We start from the raw sequence: 15,745 nt of genomic DNA, 5'->3' as shown, positions 1-15,745 counted from the left end.
ATGCTTTTTAGGGGTTTTGGCTCGGGCGGTGTCCTCCTAATGCACGGAGGGTGACAGGGAATTCCCTCAGCGGATCAACAGAAATGCGGGCACAGGGAACCCCTTACTTGTTCCTGTGCGTCTTCGTCGCTTACGTTCGCCACCAATCCGGACGGAACGCCGAATCCTGCCGCCGCCCGGAGCCCGCGCAAACCCACCCGTGCCCGGCAGGAGCGGGGGACCCACAGGTACAACCGCCTGTTCCGGTCTCCGGAACGGCTAGGGGTCAAGTCGCGTCTCGGCGCGACCGGGCATCTCCAGCCCGCACCCGACAGCTCACCTCGCAGGCGCCGGAGAGGAATTCGTCATGCCCGCGAAGGGTAAGCACCGCCGCCCGAAGTCCCCCCGTTTCACCCGCTCCATCGCCGTCGCCGGAACCGGTGGCGCCGCTCTCGCCCTGCCCCTGCTGGGGGCCACCGGCGCCCATGCCGCTACGCCGCAGTCCGCTTCCCAGTCGGTTTCGGAAAAGGCCGTTCAGTCCGCACCGGCCGCCGCCGAGAAGAAGGCCGCCGCCAAGGACACCGGTGTGCGGACCTATTCGGTGAAGGCCGGCGACTACCTCGCGAAGATCGCCGAAGAGCAGCACGTGAGTGGCGGCTGGAAGAAGCTTTACGCGGACAACCGCGAGGCCGTCGGCGACGACCCGTCGCTGATCCACCCCGGCCTGAAGCTCAGCATCGGCAAGAAGGCCACGACGAGCACTCCCAAGTCGTCCTCCCCGTCGTCCTCTTCCTCATCTTCGTCGAAGTCGTCTTCTTCGAAGTCGTCCTCCTCCGAGTCGTCCTCGTCGAAGTCGTCCTCGGCCCGGACGTCGACCGCCGCCAAGAGCGCCGAGTCCACCAGCACCGCCGGCTTCAGCAGCCCCATCGACGGCGCCGCCGTCGCCACCGCCTACCGCGTGGCGGGCAGCATGTGGTCGAGCGGGTACCACACCGGCGTCGACTTCGCGGCGCCGACCGGTACCTCGCTGAAGGCCGTGGGCGCGGGCACGGTCGTCTCCGCGGGCTGGGGCGGCGCGTACGGCAACCAGGTCGTCATCCGCCTCGCCGACGGCCACTACGCCCAGTACGCCCACCTGTCCTCCCTCTCCGTCTCGACCGGCCAGAGTGTGAGCGCGGGTCAGCAGATAGGTCTCTCCGGCGCGACCGGCAACGTGACCGGCCCGCACCTGCACTTCGAGATCCGCACCTCCCCGGACTACGGCTCGGACGTGGACCCGGTCGCCTACCTCCGTGCGAAGGGCATCGCCATCGGCTGACCCCCGCCGACTTCCCCTCGCCTGACACGCCGCCGAAGGCCGGACCCCGATCCCCGGGTCCGGCCTTCGGTGTGTTCGCGTCCGCCCGTTCCTGATCGCCGTGTTGCTTTCATGTGGCAGGCGTGTCCGTGGCGTCGACAGCGAGGGCGGATGGACGGCAGAGTGACCTCCGTACGGAGCAAGCGCTTTCCATGCTCCCGCCCCGGCCCACGGAGGTCTCCGTGCCGCCGATCGGTCTCCCGGAAGGAGTCGTCTCCCGTGACGACCACGCGTAGAGCATTCGGAGCCCTGACAGCAGGCGCCGCCCTCGCGGCGCTCGCCCCGGCGGGAGCGGCGGCCGCCACGCCGCGCCACCGTCGGCTCATCGCCCACGACGACTTCCGGCACGGCCTCGGGCAGTGGGCCGTCGAACTGGAGAAGGGCGGCACCGTCAGCGCTTCCCGAGGCAGCTTGGAGGTCGACGTACCCGCCGGTGCGACGGTCTGGTTCAGGAAGCGGCTGGAAGGGCCGTACGTCATCGAGTACACGGCCACGCCCGTGTCGGAAGGCGGTGTCAACGACCGCGTCTCCGACCTGAACAACTTCTGGAACGCCACCGACGTCCGCTCCCCGGACGACCTCTTCGCCACCCCACGGGGCGGGGTGCTGGCCGAGTACGACCATCTCCGGACGTACTACGTCGGCTACGGCGCCAACACGAACACCACAACGCGGCTGCGCCGGTACGTCGGTGAGGCCGGGGTCCGTCCGCTGATCTACGACTATCCGGAGCCGCTGCTCGTGGCGAACGAGCCCAACCGGGTGCGGATCGTCTCCGACGGTCCGACGGTGCGGTGGTGGAACAACGGGCGGCTCGTCTTCGACTACACCGACCCGCAGCCGTACACCGGTGGGCACTTCGCCTTCCGGACCACCTGGAGCCACTTCCGGTTCAGCGGCTTCCGGGTGTGGCGGTTGAGTCCACAACACCCCTGATCAGGGGCTTATTCCAGGTTTGGCCAACACTTTAGGAGTGGCTTATCTCACCGTCCGTCAACCCTTCCTTACGGTCGCGTAGGTCACATTCGAAGGTGAATCATGCCCGTGTGGCAGACGATTCGAAGAGTGACAGCAGATCAGTGATCGGGTCGTACGTCGCGGTGGGGGACAGCTTCACCGAGGGCGTCGGCGATCCCGGCCCCGACGGGGCGTTCGTCGGTTGGGCCGACCGGTTCGCGGTATTGCTCGCAGACCGGCGGCCCGAGGGCGACTTCAGTTACATCAACCTCGCCGTGCGCGGCAAACTCCTCGACCAGATTGTCGAGGACCAGCTCCCGAAGGCCGTCGAACTGGCCCCGGACCTGGTCTCGTTCTGTGCGGGCGGCAATGACATCATCCGGCCCGGCACCGACCCCGACGAGGTGGCCGAGCGCTTCGAGCGGGCGATCGCCCGGCTTGCGGACGCGGCCGGCACCGTCATGGTGACGACCGGCTTCGACACCCGTGGCGTGCCCCTGCTGAAGCATCTGCGCGGCAAGATCGCCACGTACAACGGCCATGTCCGGGCGATCGCCGACCGGTACGGCTGTCCGGTGCTCGACCTGTGGTCCCTGAAGGCCGTTCAGGACCGCCGGGCCTGGGACGACGACCGGCTCCACCTGTCTCCCGAAGGGCACACGCGCGTGGCGCTCCGTGCGGGGCAGGTCCTCGGCCTGGAGGTCCCGGCCGACCCGGAGCAGCCCTGGCCGCCGCTCCCGCCCCGCGGCACCCTTGAGGTCCGCCGGGACGACGTCCACTGGGCGCGTGAGTACCTGGTGCCGTGGATCGGGCGGCGCCTGCGCGGCGAGTCGTCGGGGGACCATGTGACGGCCAAGGGCGAGCTGTCGCCGGACGACATCAAGATGCGGATCGCGGCGGTGGCCTGAGAGCTGCCTGAGGATGCTTGTCGGCGTCCGCGTGCGTGCGGGCCGTGCCGGTGTGTGACCGGTGCGGCCCGCACGGCTGTTGGCGGTCACCGTCGCGGTGCCGTCAACGCCTCCCGCTCCAGCCCCAGTTCCCTGGCGAGCGCCTCGTCCACCCACTGCTGGGCACGCGCGCGTGAGACCGCGCCGGGGTACGACGTCAGCTGTACCGCGAGCCCGTCGAGAAGGGCCGTGAGGCGCAGGGCCGTACCGGTCGGGTCCGGGCAGTGGAACTCCTCCGCGGCCACGCCCTCCTCGATGACCCCGGCGATGGCCGCCTTCCACTGCCGGTCGAGGTCCCGCGTGACATCCTGCAGCGTGGGCTCGCGCAGCGCCGCCGCCCACCCCTCGATCCACAGCCGCCAGCCCTTGGCCTGACCGGTCGGCGCGTACCAGCGCACGGCCGCCCGCAGCCGTCGCAGCGCCGTGGTGCGGCGGGCGAGGAGCTTGCGCAGATGGGCCAGATCGCCCTTGGCCGCGTGGGTGAACGCGGCGGCGACGAGCTTCTCCTTGGTGGCGAAGTGATACAGCACAAGCGCGTTGCTCACGCCGAGCGCCGAGGCCACGTCGGCGATCCGGACCGCCGCCACACCCCGCGCCTCTATCTGCTCGACGGCGGCCCGCAGCAGTTCCTCACGCCGCTCCGCCACGCTCAACCGCATTCTCGCCACGCGGTCACCCTAGTCCGATCCGCATGTGCTCCCGAGGGCGTCGCGAAGGGTTGGCCGAGCGGCCTCGCAGCCGTGGGGAACGCGCCGGGTGCCTCACGGCGGCCGGCTGTGAACCTGCTGGTGACCTTTGCCGCCACGGCAGTCACCTGTGCCGGCCGAAACGCTCGGCGATCACCGGCAGCCGTTCCGCCGCGATGGCGTGCGCCGCGGCCCGGGGCGTCGTCCCGTCGGTCTCGGCGCGGGCCAGGGTGCGGTCGGTCAGGGCGCGCATCGAACGTCGCGTGTGGGCGAACGCCTCGTCCGCGTCCGCCGCGATGTCGCCGAACAGCGTCCACCACCACCAGGCGTTCGTCGCCGAGTTGACCACGACGTCCGGCAGCACCGTGACACCCCGCGCGGCCAACAGCACCTCCGCCTCCGGCCGTACGGGCATGTTGGCCGCCTCGGCGATCCAGCGGGCGGTGATCCGGCCCTGGTTCGCCACGTCGATCGCGTACGACACGGCCGCCGGCACCAGCACCTCCGCCTCCGCCGACAGCCAGGCTTCGCCCGGCAGTTCGCGATCGCCCGGGCGCAGCGCGGCGCGGTCGACGGTGCCGTACGCGTCCCGCGCCGCCAGCAGGCGCTCGATGTCGAGGCCGGCCGGGTTGGCCATCGTGCCCTTGATGTCGGCGACGGCCACGACCGCGAGCCCCGCGCGCGTGAGGAAGCGTGCCGTGGCCCCGCCCATGGTCCCAAGTCCCTGCACGGCGACCCGCGTTCTCCAGTACGGCACACCCGCCCGGTCCAGGGCCGTGAGCACCGACTCGGCCACTCCGCAGCCGCCGACCAGCTCGTCGAGCCCGAATCCGTCCACCTCGACCGCGAACGCGTCCGCGAGCCGCTGCCGGTCGCCGGCCTCGTCGTCGAGCAGCGGATACACGGCCTGGACGGACGAGACGAGCCCCGCCTCGGCCGCCGCCCGGTCGAGCACGGCCTGGGTGAGGCCCAGGTCCTCGCCCGTGGCCCAGAAACTCTCGACGTACGGCCGCATGGTCCGCAGGTAGCGCACCAGGAGCCCGTACGCCTCCGGGTCCCGGGGATCGCAGTCGATGCCGCCCTTGGCGCCGCCCAGCGGGACGTACCGGGCCTCGGGGTCGTAGTGCAGGGCTTCCTTCATGCTCATGCCCCGGGCGAGCCCGGCGACCTCGTCCAGCGTGCAGCCCGGCCGCATCCGCAGCCCGCCGCTGGAGACGCCGCGCACCAGCCGGTCGACGACCAGGAAGCCCTGGCGCCCTGTGACGTCGTCGGTCCAGGTGAGCGAGAGCAGGGGGGTGGTCATGGGGTCTCCGGGGGCCACGGGCCCGCGCGGGTGCGCGGTTACTGAACGATGAGTCAGTATCAAAACGAGACGAGGACATGTCAATGCGGCACAGGTGTTCGGTGGGGAGGAAGCTTTCCCGGGGCAACCGGCGTTGTCGGAGGGGCCGACCATAATGGAACCCCTCACCGACTCCACCTGGAGGTACCGTGGCCGATTTCCGTTCCCCGAGCCCCGGGCTTCGCGCCCTGCGGCCCGCGGCCTTCGGTGTGGACCCGAGCGGGGAGCGCATGGCGCGCATCCGCAGATCGCCGCACTTCCGGGACGGGGTCTTCCAGAACCCCGGGGGCGCCGCCCGGACCCGCCCCTCCGGCTCGATGCTGGAGTTCGCCAAGGTCTTCTTCGACAAGGACACCCGGCCCCGCCGCGCCCCGAAGGGGACCGTGCCGGTGCACCCCACCACCTACGCCGACCTGGCGAAGCCGCCCGCCACCGGGCTGCGCCTGACCTGGCTGGGGCACTCCAGCGTCCTCGCCGACATAGACGGTCACCGGGTGCTCTTCGACCCCGTATGGGGCGAGCGCTGCTCCCCGTTCCCCTTCGCCGGGCCCAAGCGGCTGCACCCCGTCCCGCTGCCGCTCGCCGCGCTCGGCCAGGTCGACGTCGTCGTCATCTCGCACGACCACTACGACCACCTCGACCTGCCCACGATCAAGGCACTGGCCGGCACCGACACGCTCTTCGCCGTACCGCTCGGCGTCGGCGCCCACCTCGAACACTGGGGCGTGTCCGCCGACCGGCTGCGCGAGCTGGACTGGCACGAGACGACGAAGGTCGGCGGACTCACCCTGACCGCCACCCCGGCCCGCCACTTCTGCGGCCGCGGACTGCGCAACACCCAGCACACCCTCTGGGCGTCCTGGGCCGTCGCCTCGGCGGAGCACCGGATCTACCACAGCGGTGACACCGGCTACTTCGAGGGCTTCAAGGACATCGGCGCCGAGCACGGCCCGTTCGACGCCACGATGATCCAGATCGGCGCCTACTCGGACTTCTGGCCCGACATCCACATGACGCCCGACGAGGGCGTCCGGGCCCACCTCGACCTGCAGGGCGGCGACCCGGGTGCGGGTGTCATGCTGCCGATCCACTGGGGCACCTTCAATCTGGCGACGCATCCCTGGGCGGAGCCGGGGGAGTGGACGATGCGGGCCACCCACAAGGCCGGGGTCACGATGGCGGCTCCGCGCTGCGGTGAGCCCTTCGAGCCGGGCGCGGTGCCGCCGGTGACGCCGTGGTGGCGCGATGTGGCCGAGGCGCCCGCCGAGGGGTGGCCCGCATGGCCGCCGGTCGCGTCGGTGCCGGACGGCGCGGCGGTCGCCCAGAGCGACCTCGACCTCGCGGGCGGACACTGACCGGTACCCAGACGACGGCCGGGCGCGGTTCAGCCGACTCGGGGGCGGGTACCCGGGCGCGTCCGGGAAGGAGCGCCCGGGCGTTTCTGCCCGGCCACGACTCCCATCCGGCCGACGTCGAGGAGCGGCCCATGCCGTACAAGGAATTCCTGGCCGCGGTACGCGCGCGGGGCGCCTACGACGATCTGGACGAGGCGGCACGCGTCACCGAGGCCGTGCTGAGCACCCTCGGCGCACGGCTGCAACCGGCCGTGGCGGAGCACCTGGCGGACCAGCTGCCGACGGGGATCGGCGCCGCGCTCACGGACGTGGGCGATCGTGGACGGACCTGGGGCGTGGGGGAGTTCGTGCGCCAGGTGGCCGTCGCGTCCGGCGACGACCAGGAGGCCGCCCGCGCCCACGCGGAGGCCGTGCTCACCGTGCTGGGGGAGACGGTGTCGGGAGGCGAGCTGAACAAGATCATCAGCCGGCTTCCGGCTCGGTACGCCGAACTCTTCGGCCATGCGGAACTGACCTGACCGCACGGCGCTCACCGGGCCGTGCCCCCAGCCATGGCGCACGGAAGAAGCTGATCTCGATGATTTCCGAACTGGTCCGGGTCCCCGCCGACAGCGCGGCACTCCCGGGCGATCTGGTGGTGCCCGACCGGGCGCGGGCCGTGGTGCTGTTCGCGCACGGCAGCGGGAGCTCCCGGCACAGCCGGCGCAATCGATGGGTGGCCGCCGAGCTGCGCAAGGCGGGGCTGGGCACCCTGCTGATCGACCTGCTCACCGAGGACGAGGAACGCCGCGACGACTGGACCGCCGAGTATCGCTTCGACATCCCCCTCCTGGGCCGTCGCCTCGTGGCGGCGATCGACTGGCTCGGCGGTCAGCCCGACACCCGCGACCTGCCCGTCGTCCTCTTCGGCGCCAGCACCGGCGCGGGCGCGGCCCTGGTGGCAGCCGCCGAGCGGCCGGATCGGGTGCTGACCGTGGTGTCCCGCGGCGGACGCCCGGATCTCGCCGACGATGCCCTGGACGCCGTACGGGCGCCCGTCCTGCTCATCGTCGGCGGTGACGACCCGGAGGTGCTCCGCCTCAACGAGGAGGCCGGCCGGCGTCTCAACGCGCCGCACGCGCTGCGGGTGGTGCCGGGCGCCACGCATCTCTTCGAGGAACCCGGTGCGCTGGAGCAGGTCGCGGAGGCGACCCGCGAGTGGTGCGACGAGCGGCTGCGCTCGGCTCGGGAGGGGTGAGCGGCGAGCTCGGTGTGGTGAGCGGGCGAGGCCGGTGTGGTGTGCCCTCGGTTGCGGTCCTGCTCCCCTCGGGCGCCGCGCCGGGTTCCCGCCCTGGCGGCCTGGCGCCGCCTCGGCGACTGCGCGGTGCGCACGGTGCGGGCGGTCACCACAGTTCGCGCGCCCCTGCGGGACGGTTCGTGCGGGGCGTGTGGGAGCGCGTCCGGGGCGCCCGCCGTGCGATGTGCGCCGCTACGGCCGGTGAAGTGCGGACGGTCGGGGTGTGGGGCGTGCTGGGTGCTGAATCGTCTCGGCCGGGGTGGGCACGGGGGCGGAAACAGAGGGTCGGCGAGGGCCGGGGCGAAGGGAGTGCCGGACGCCTCGACTTCTCCGCGTGACCACTTCTGACCAGGTCTGATCGTTCGACTGCTCCCTGTGGGCGAACGGTGGAGCGGGTTATCGGTCTGTCGTACGAGCCCTCATACCAGAGCGGGACGCTGCCTGCGGGACTTTGTCAACTGCCCCCCGCACATGATGCGGAGCCGACTACTGTGAGTGTCCGTCGGGCGACACGCAGCCGAACTCATCGGCTCCGTCGACCGACATCACGATGGCGCATGCCCCGGGCCGCGCAGACCGCGCGCACTCCCCAAGGCCCCGACCGACGGACCAGTACGAGGACCCCGATGTCTCAACTCCGCGCCCCGGCCGCACGCGCAGACCGCCGTGAGGGCGGGCGGCACGGGCGCCCGGCCGCCCGCACCGCGCCCGCGCTGCCCGAGACCCACATACGGCCCCAACTGCTGCGGCTGGCCGTGCTGCCGCCCATCGCGGTGGCCCTCAGCGCCTGCGCGGCCGTGCTGTTCGTCGTGCGCACCACGGGACCACGGCCCAGCCTCACCCTGTGGAGCGTGCTCGCCGGGGCGGTCTCGGTGACGTTCGCGGCCATCCTGATCGCCGCGGTCGCCGCGCGCCGCACCGCCAAGTCCGTGAGCGACCGCATCGGCGCCCTGCGCCGCAGCAGCGCACGCGGCGAGGCCGATCTACGGGCCCTCGTCGAGGCGCTTCGGCGCGGTGACGGTCCGCCGAAGCGCAAGTCGCGCAGCGGTCCGCCAGAGGGCGCCGACGACTTCGAACTGCTCGCCGCCGACCTGGCCCGCGCCCACGACGGAGCCGTCACCGCCGTCGTCCAGGCCTCCCAGCTCTCCAGCCAGGCGGGCAGCGAACAGAAGCTCGAGGTCTTCGTCAACCTCGCCCGGCGCCTTCAGTCGCTCGTGCACCGCGAAATCTCGATCCTCGACGAGCTGGAGAACGAGATCGAGGACCCCGACCTGCTCAAGGGCCTCTTCCACGTCGACCACCTCGCCACCCGCATCCGCCGCCACGCCGAGAACCTCGCCGTGCTCGGCGGCGCCGTCTCCCGCCGGCAGTGGAGCAACCCGGTCTCCATGACCGAGGTGCTGCGCTCGGCCATCGCCGAGGTCGAACAGTACTCGCGGGTCAAACTCGTGCCGCCCATCGACGGCACCCTGCGCGGGCACGCCGTCGCCGACGTCATCCACCTGCTGGCCGAACTCGTCGAGAACGCCACGGTCTTCTCCGCCCCGCACACCCAGGTTCTGCTCCGGGCCAACCTCGTGACCTCCGGGCTCGCCGTCGAGGTCGAGGACCGCGGGCTCGGCATGCCCGTCGGCGAGCAGAACCGTATGAACGCCCTGCTCGCCGACCCCGACCAGGTCAATGTCGCCAGCCTGCTGGCGGACGGGCGGATCGGGCTGTTCGTCGTGTCCCAGCTCGCCAAGCGGCACGGCATCCAGGTGCGCCTGCAGACCAACATCTACGGCGGTGTCCAGGCCGTACTCGTCGTGCCGCAAGGGGTGTTGGGCAGGGAGCCGGGGGCCCGCGGAGGCGCGGCGCGCACGCAGGAACCGCAGGGAGCGGCGGGCACGGCCGTGCCTCCGCACACCACCTCGCAGGCACCTGCGCAGCAGACCCCGGTGCCGCCCCAGCAGCATCGGCAGCCCGCGTCGGCCGCCCCGGCCGCATCGGAGGGCGGACAGCGGGGCGCGGCCGAGGCGTCGCCGGGGACGCCGCGTCGGCAGCAGCCGCGGACCGGCGGACGGGGCGCGGACGCGAGGACGGACGGCAGCGGGCCGGCACCGCTGCCCGTGCGCGGCGCCAAGGAGGAGCGGCCCAACCCGTCGGAGGCCGTGCCCGGCATCAGGCCCGACGAACGCCGGCTCCTCGCCGAGAACACCGTCGCACCGCCGACCCCGCGCACCAGTACCGTCCGCGGCACCATGGGCAAGCCCCAGCTGCCCCGGCGCCGCGCCCAGGAACACATCGCGCCCCAGCTCCGTGGCGGCCCCGCACCGCGCCAGGAATCCGACCACCTCGCCGGGCATGACCCCGGGTTGATGGCGGCCTTCCAGCGGGGCATCGGACTCGCCGAGACGCAGCAGCACATGGAGTCGGCTCACATGGAGTCGGCGCATGGGGATTCCGGGCATCTGGAGGCCGGACACCTGGATGCCGGGCATGTAGAGGCCTGGCATGTGGAGCCCGGGCGTATGGGCGCCGAGGACACGGGCGCAGAAGACATGGGTGGCGGGCACATGGGTGCCGAGCCCATGGGCGGCGCGCACACGGTCGGCGGATCCGCGGAGTCGGGGCGGCGGGAATCGGACCGCGGGGAACCGGGTCACAGCGGCGGCGGGTCCATGAACACGCGGCCTGGGGCAGCAGACCACATGGATGCCCCGCACACGGCGTCAGGCCACACGACGGTGAGCCCCACGACCTTCGGCTACACAACGTCCGGCCACACAACGTCCGGCCACGTGGAGTCGGGCCACATGGACACGCGCTACATGGACACGTGCTACATGGACTCGGGCCACGCGGACGCCCGCCACATGGAGTCGGGTCCCCTGGACGCACGCCACATGGACTCAGGTCCCGTGGACGGACGCCACATGGACTCGGGGCACATGGACTTCGGCCACATGGGCTCGGCACACACCCTCACCCCACGCCCGAGCACATCCGCCTACACCCCCTCGACGCCCATCACCCCTGACCCGATGTCGCCCGAGTCCGAGCCGACCCGCCTGGACCCCACGTCCTCCGAGCCCACCCGCCTGGAGTCCGTGCGCCCGGCGTCGATCCGCCTGGAGCCGACGAGCCTCGACACGGGGAGCCCGCAGCCCACAGGCCTGCGCCCAACCTCCCTGGACGCACTCCACACAGACGTGACCTCCATGACCACCCGGCCACCCATGGACGTATCGCCCATGGACCACACCACCCGGCACGACGGGAGCGCACCAGCCGGATGACCACGCCCATGACCAGCTCCGAGTCCACCTGGACGAGCACTCCCACCCCCAGCGCTCCCGCAGACCTTCGTACCTCAAGGAGTCGATCCATCATGGCGAGCGACGCGCCGACGGCCCATGTCTCCGATCTCGACTGGCTGATGAGCGGCCTCGTGCAGCGCGTACCGCACACCACCAGCGCGGTACTCCTCTCCTGTGACGGGCTCGTGAAGTCGGTTCACGGCCTCGATCCGGACAGCGCCGACCACATGGCAGCCCTGGCCTCCGGCCTCTATTCCCTCGGCCGCAGCGCCGGGGTCCGCTTCGGCGACGGCGGCGACGTGCGCCAGGTCGTCGTCGAGCTCGACTCGACCCTGCTGTTCGTGACCACAGCCGGCTCCGGGACCTGTCTCGCCGTGCTGGCCGGCCGCGAGGCCGACGCGGCGGTGCTGGGCTACGAGATGGCGATGCTGGTCAAGAGTGTCCGCCCCTACCTGGTCACCGCCCCCCGGCAGCACTCCGTCGAACCGTCGGCGATGAGGCCTTGAACGTGACGGCGGCCGGCGACGGGCCCTGGCTCGACGACGCGGCCGGACGGCTGGTGCGCCCTTTCACGGTCAGCAACGGCCGTACCCGGCCCACCATCGCGCTCGACCTCATGTCGCAGGTGAGAGCCACCGGGGCGACCCCCCTCGGCTACCTCGGCCCCGAGCACGAGCAGGCGATCGACCTGTGCCGCGCCCCCGTCTCGGTCGCCGAGGTCGCCGCCCACCTGAAGCTGCCGGCGGTGGTCACCAAGGTGCTGCTGTCGGACCTCCTCGACTGCGGGGCGCTCACCACCAAGCCCCCCGAGTTCCACCACAACCCGACTGACCGGGCCCTTCTGGAGGCAGTGCTCGATGGACTACGACGACAGCTCTGACCCCTTCCCCACCGCGCTGAAGATCTTGGTAGCGGGAGGGTTCGGGGTAGGCAAGACGACCTTCGTGGGCGCGGTGAGCGAGATCGCGCCGCTCAGCACCGAGGAACTGCTCACCACCGTCAGCGCCGCGACCGACAACCTCGAGGGCATCGAGAACAAGGTCGAGACGACAGTGGCGATGGACTTCGGCCGTATCACACTCGACCCGGAACACGTCCTGTACCTGTTCGGCACGCCCGGACAGGAGCGGTTCTGGTTCATGTGGGACGAGCTCTCGGAGGGCGCGCTCGGCGCGGTCATCCTCGCCGACACCCGGCGCCTGGAGGACTGCTTCGCCGCCGTCGACTTCTTCGAGGAGCGGGGCCTCGGGTTCATCGTGGCGATCAACGAGTTCGACGGCTCCTACCGGTACGACCCCGAGGAGGTGCGCGCCGCCATCGACCTCGACCCGCAGATCCCCATCGTCCGCTGCGACGCCCGGATCTCCAGCTCCGGTGTCCAGACCCTGCTGACCCTGGTACGACACCTCATCGCCCACACGCCGGCGCACGCGCCGAGCCACGGCGCCCACATGTGACATCCGCACACAAGGCACGGAGCCGCATATGACGTACGCCCACAGCGACGGAATCCGCTCATGAGCTACGGCCCACCCCGCCCGGTCGCTCGCCTGCTGCTCACCCCCGAGGACAAGGAGGCCCCCGCCCGCGCCCGGCGGCTGCTCGGACTGGGCCTGGGAGAGCACCCGGACCCGGCTCTGGACGTCTTCGCGGACCAGCTCGCCGAGCTCACCGGGGCGCCCTACGCCATGGTCAACTTCATCGGCGAGAACCGGCAGTTCTTCGCCGGCCTGCATGTGCGGCAGGCCATGACCCTTGTGCGGGCCGACGACGCCAAGCCGCAGCTGGGCCGCCATCTGGCGCGCGACCATGGGTTCTGCCCCCATGTGGTCGTCCGACGCAAGGCGCTGGTCCTGGAGGACGTCCGCGACTATCCGCGGTTCGCGGGGAACCCGATCGTCGACGAGTTCGGTGTCCGCTCCTATCTGGGCGCCCCGCTCATCGACTCCACGGGGATGGCGCTGGGCACGGTGAGCGTCGTCGACGTGGAGCCGCGACCGTGGGGAAGGGCCGGGCTGGAGACGATCAAGGCGTCGGCGGCGGAACTCGTCGCGCGGCTGGAGCGGCGGGCGGCCGACGGGCTGCCGCTGTGAGCGGCCCTCCCAGGAACGGGGACACCACGGACCTGCGTCTCGGCGTCCTGGGGTTCGGCCTGCGCGGCGCCCTTGCCCGCACCGCGCACCGCCCCGGCCACGGCGCACGTGTGACCGTCGTCGCCGACCCCGACCCGGCACGACGGGACGACGCCACGGCCCGTATCCCCGGAGTGCGCACGGTCGACGACCCACGCAAGGTGATCGACGCCCCGGACGTCGACGCCGTGCTCGTCCTCACCCCCGACCACACCCACGCCGACCTCGCCTGCGCGGCCCTGCGCGCCGGCAAGCCCGTCTTCGTCGAGAAGCCCCTGGACATCACCGTCGAGCGCTGCGACCGCATCCTGCGCACCGCCCGCGAGACCGGCACCCGGCTCTACGTCGGGCACAACATGCGGCACATGCCGGTGGTCCGGCTGATGCGCGACATCGTCGCGCGCGGCGAGATCGGCGAGGTCAGGACCGTCTGGGTGCGCCACTTCGTCGGCTACGGCGGCGACTGGTACTTCAAGGACTGGCACTCCGAACGCCGGTACACCACCGGCCTGTTGCTGCAGAAGGGCGCCCACGACATCGACGTGGTGCACTGGCTCACGGGCGGGTACACGCGCCAGGTACAGGCGTTCGGGGCAACCCGCACCGCCGGGCCCCCGGCGAGCCCAAGACCGCCGACTGGTACACGGAGGACGGCCACTGGCCGCCGCACAGCCAGCGGGCACTCAACCCGGTGATCGACGTCGAGGATGTGTCCCTGGTCAACATGTGCCTGGACAACGGGGTGCTGGCCGCCTACCAGCAGTGCCATTTCACCCCTGACTACTGGCGCAACTACACCGTCATCGGCGACGCGGGCCGTCTGGAGAACTTCGGGGACGGGCCCGGCGCGGTGGTGCGGGTGTGGAACTCCCGGCGCTCACTCCACCGCGCGCGGGCCGACACGGAGTATCCGGTGCCGGATGCGGCGGAGGACGCCGGGCACGGCGGCGCCGACCCGCTGATCATCGACGAGTTCGTGCGGTTCGTACGACAGGGAGGGCGCACCGACACCTCACCGGTGGCCGCGCGGATGGCGGTGGCGGCCGGGTTCGGGGCGACCGAGTGGCTTCGCACGGGAGGTGGCGTACGTGAAGTGCCGCCGCTGGAGCCGGAGTTGATCGCGTACTTCGAGGACGGGCAGATCGCGTGAGGGAGCACGGGCGCGTCGCGTGAGGGGGCGCGGGCGCGTGGCATGGGAGGGGCGCGGGGGAAGGGCGTGAAGGAAAGCTGTGGCGCCGCTTAAGAAATCCTCGATGGACCGGGGCGCCGCCGTACGGCAGATTGCTACGCGATTCCACCCCTCTCCCTGGCCACGGGCTCCTTCGGCATGTCCGTGGGCCGGGACTCACCCACAGGAGCCGTAGCGTTGAAGGCGCTGGTCAAGGAGAAGGCGGAGCCCGGGCTCTGGCTCGCGGACGTTCCGGAACCGGCCGTCGGACCGGGCGACGTACTGATCAAGGTGCTGCGCACCGGCATCTGCGGCACCGACCTGCACATCCGGTCATGGGACGGCTGGGCGCGGCAGGCGATCCGCACCCCGCTCGTGGTCGGGCACGAGTTCGTCGGCGAGGTCGTCGAGACGGGTCGCGACGTCACCGACATCGCCATCGGCGACCGGGTCAGCGGCGAGGGCCATCTGGTGTGCGGCAAGTGCCGTAACTGCCTGGCCGGGCGGCGCCATCTGTGCCGGGCCACGGTCGGTCTCGGTGTCGGCCGTGACGGTGCCTTCGCCGAGTACGTCGCCCTGCCCGCGTCCAACGTGTGGGTGCACCGCGTCACGGTGGACCTCGACGTGGCGGCGATCTTCGATCCGTTCGGCAACGCGGTGCACACCGCGCTGTCGTTCCCGCTGGTCGGCGAGGACGTGCTGATCACGGGCGCGGGCCCGATCGGCCTGATGGCCGCCGCCGTCGCCCGCCATGCCGGTGCCCGCAACGTCGTCGTCACGGACGTCAGCGAGGAGCGCCTGGACCTCGCGCGCAAGATCGGTGTCGACCTCGCGCTGAACGTCTCGGGCGCCGACATCGCCGACGGGCAGCGGAAGTTGGGCCTGCGGGAGGGCTTCGACATCGGCCTTGAGATGTCCGGCCGCGCCGAGGCGCTGCGCGACATGATCGCCAACATGACGCACGGCGGCCGTATCGCGATGCTCGGCCTGCCCACCGAGGAGTTCGCGGTCGACTGGTCCCGGATCGTCACCTCCATGATCACGATCAAGGGCATCTACGGCCGCGAGATGTTCGAGACCTGGTACGCGATGTCGGTGCTGCTGGAGGGCGGACTCGACCTCGCCCCAGTGATCACCGGCCGGTACGGCTTCCGCGACCACGAGGCGGCGTTCGCCGACGCGGCGAGCGGCCGCGGCGGCAAGGTCATCCTCGACTGGACCCTCTGACGACACCCAAGAACTGAATT

General features: G+C 71.6%; 13 protein-coding genes, 2 pseudogenes and 1 riboswitch. Of the genes and pseudogenes, 13 read left to right on the top strand and 2 right to left on the bottom strand.

Annotation, left to right across the window (positions count from 1 at the left end; translation table 11 throughout):
- Positions 1-184 precede the first annotated feature (184 nt).
- Positions 185-342: riboswitch (cyclic di-AMP (ydaO/yuaA leader) on the top strand.
- 4 nt (positions 343-346) lie between these two features.
- From AQI70_RS11120 to AQI70_RS11110, 3 genes are all read left to right on the top strand, one after another.
- Entirely contained in the window at positions 347-1,297 is a 951-nt protein-coding gene (locus AQI70_RS11120; protein WP_062147024.1) for a LysM peptidoglycan-binding domain-containing M23 family metallopeptidase, read from the top strand.
- Between the two features lie 258 nt (positions 1,298-1,555).
- The gene (locus AQI70_RS11115; protein WP_062147022.1) at positions 1,556-2,272 is read left to right on the top strand and encodes a DUF6250 domain-containing protein; all 717 of its coding nucleotides are present in this window, start codon (positions 1,556-1,558) and stop codon (positions 2,270-2,272) included.
- Positions 2,273-2,415: 143 nt separating this feature from the next.
- On the top strand, positions 2,416-3,201 hold the full coding sequence (locus tag AQI70_RS11110; RefSeq protein WP_062147020.1) for an SGNH/GDSL hydrolase family protein: 786 nt from the start codon (positions 2,416-2,418) through the stop codon (positions 3,199-3,201).
- Positions 3,202-3,287: 86 nt separating this feature from the next.
- On the opposite strand, the gene AQI70_RS11105 is transcribed toward AQI70_RS11110, so the two are convergent.
- Both AQI70_RS11105 and AQI70_RS11100 read right to left on the bottom strand, forming a co-directional pair.
- Positions 3,288-3,899 carry a TetR/AcrR family transcriptional regulator gene (locus AQI70_RS11105; RefSeq protein WP_062147018.1) on the bottom strand — a complete coding sequence of 204 codons (612 nt, stop codon included), beginning with the start codon at positions 3,897-3,899 and terminating at the stop codon, positions 3,288-3,290.
- A 151-nt stretch (positions 3,900-4,050) separates the two neighbouring features.
- Positions 4,051-5,229 carry a Glu/Leu/Phe/Val dehydrogenase dimerization domain-containing protein gene (locus tag AQI70_RS11100; protein WP_062147016.1) on the bottom strand — a complete coding sequence of 393 codons (1,179 nt, stop codon included), beginning with the start codon at positions 5,227-5,229 and terminating at the stop codon, positions 4,051-4,053.
- Between the two features lie 188 nt (positions 5,230-5,417).
- Here AQI70_RS11100 and AQI70_RS11095 point away from each other — a divergent pair, with 188 nt between their 5' ends.
- The 10 genes and pseudogenes from AQI70_RS11095 (at position 5,418) to tdh (ending at position 15,725) form a co-directional block, all read left to right on the top strand.
- On the top strand, positions 5,418-6,623 hold the full coding sequence (locus AQI70_RS11095) for an MBL fold metallo-hydrolase (RefSeq protein ID WP_062147014.1): 1,206 nt from the start codon (positions 5,418-5,420) through the stop codon (positions 6,621-6,623).
- A 131-nt stretch (positions 6,624-6,754) separates the two neighbouring features.
- Positions 6,755-7,141, top strand: coding sequence for a DUF2267 domain-containing protein (locus tag AQI70_RS11090; RefSeq protein ID WP_062147012.1), 387 nt, complete (start codon positions 6,755-6,757; stop codon positions 7,139-7,141).
- A 59-nt stretch (positions 7,142-7,200) separates the two neighbouring features.
- On the top strand, positions 7,201-7,860 hold the full coding sequence (locus AQI70_RS11085; RefSeq protein WP_062147010.1) for a dienelactone hydrolase family protein: 660 nt from the start codon (positions 7,201-7,203) through the stop codon (positions 7,858-7,860).
- 665 nt (positions 7,861-8,525) lie between these two features.
- Positions 8,526-10,211: pseudogene (locus tag AQI70_RS11080) on the top strand (sensor histidine kinase); the annotation flags it as partial.
- 1,058 nt (positions 10,212-11,269) lie between these two features.
- A complete protein-coding gene (locus AQI70_RS11075) occupies positions 11,270-11,704 on the top strand; it encodes a roadblock/LC7 domain-containing protein (protein WP_062147008.1) in 435 nt (144 codons plus the stop codon).
- Positions 11,705-11,706: 2 nt separating this feature from the next.
- Positions 11,707-12,078, top strand: coding sequence for a DUF742 domain-containing protein (locus AQI70_RS11070; protein WP_003996238.1), 372 nt, complete (start codon positions 11,707-11,709; stop codon positions 12,076-12,078).
- Complete coding sequence (locus AQI70_RS11065) at positions 12,056-12,655, top strand: GTP-binding protein (protein ID WP_037885726.1); 600 nt, start codon at positions 12,056-12,058, stop codon at positions 12,653-12,655. The genes AQI70_RS11070 and AQI70_RS11065 overlap by 23 nt, the downstream gene beginning before the upstream one ends.
- 60 nt (positions 12,656-12,715) lie before the next feature.
- Positions 12,716-13,291, top strand: a complete 576-nt coding sequence (locus AQI70_RS11060; protein ID WP_003996236.1) for a GAF domain-containing protein — start codon at positions 12,716-12,718, stop codon at positions 13,289-13,291.
- Positions 13,288-14,480, top strand: a pseudogene (locus AQI70_RS11055) (Gfo/Idh/MocA family protein). Before AQI70_RS11060 ends, AQI70_RS11055 begins: the two are co-directional and overlap by 4 nt.
- A 216-nt stretch (positions 14,481-14,696) precedes the next feature.
- Positions 14,697-15,725 (top strand): L-threonine 3-dehydrogenase, encoded by a 1,029-nt coding sequence (tdh, locus tag AQI70_RS11050; RefSeq protein WP_062147006.1) that lies wholly within the window; start codon positions 14,697-14,699, stop codon positions 15,723-15,725.
- The last annotated feature ends 20 nt before the right edge of the window (positions 15,726-15,745 follow it).

Source organism: Streptomyces curacoi, from assembly GCF_001513975.1.
Taxonomy (GTDB): Bacteria; Actinomycetota; Actinomycetes; order Streptomycetales; family Streptomycetaceae; genus Streptomyces; species Streptomyces curacoi.
This window is presented reverse-complemented; position numbering and strand designations above follow the sequence as displayed.

Bases quoted from the DNA above. Each gene is read 5' to 3' on its own strand.
- AQI70_RS11105 (WP_062147018.1), bottom strand. From the start codon at position 3,899: ATGCGGTTGAGCGTGGCGGAGCGGCGTGAGGAACTGCTGCGGGCCGCC.
- AQI70_RS11120 (WP_062147024.1), top strand. From the start codon at position 347: ATGCCCGCGAAGGGTAAGCACCGCCGCCCGAAGTCCCCCCGTTTCACC.
- AQI70_RS11090 (WP_062147012.1), top strand. From the start codon at position 6,755: ATGCCGTACAAGGAATTCCTGGCCGCGGTACGCGCGCGGGGCGCCTAC.
- AQI70_RS11100 (WP_062147016.1), bottom strand. From the start codon at position 5,229: ATGACCACCCCCCTGCTCTCGCTCACCTGGACCGACGACGTCACAGGG.
- AQI70_RS11065 (WP_037885726.1), top strand. From the start codon at position 12,056: ATGGACTACGACGACAGCTCTGACCCCTTCCCCACCGCGCTGAAGATC.
- AQI70_RS11060 (WP_003996236.1), top strand. From the start codon at position 12,716: ATGAGCTACGGCCCACCCCGCCCGGTCGCTCGCCTGCTGCTCACCCCC.
- AQI70_RS11075 (WP_062147008.1), top strand. From the start codon at position 11,270: ATGGCGAGCGACGCGCCGACGGCCCATGTCTCCGATCTCGACTGGCTG.
- AQI70_RS11085 (WP_062147010.1), top strand. From the start codon at position 7,201: ATGATTTCCGAACTGGTCCGGGTCCCCGCCGACAGCGCGGCACTCCCG.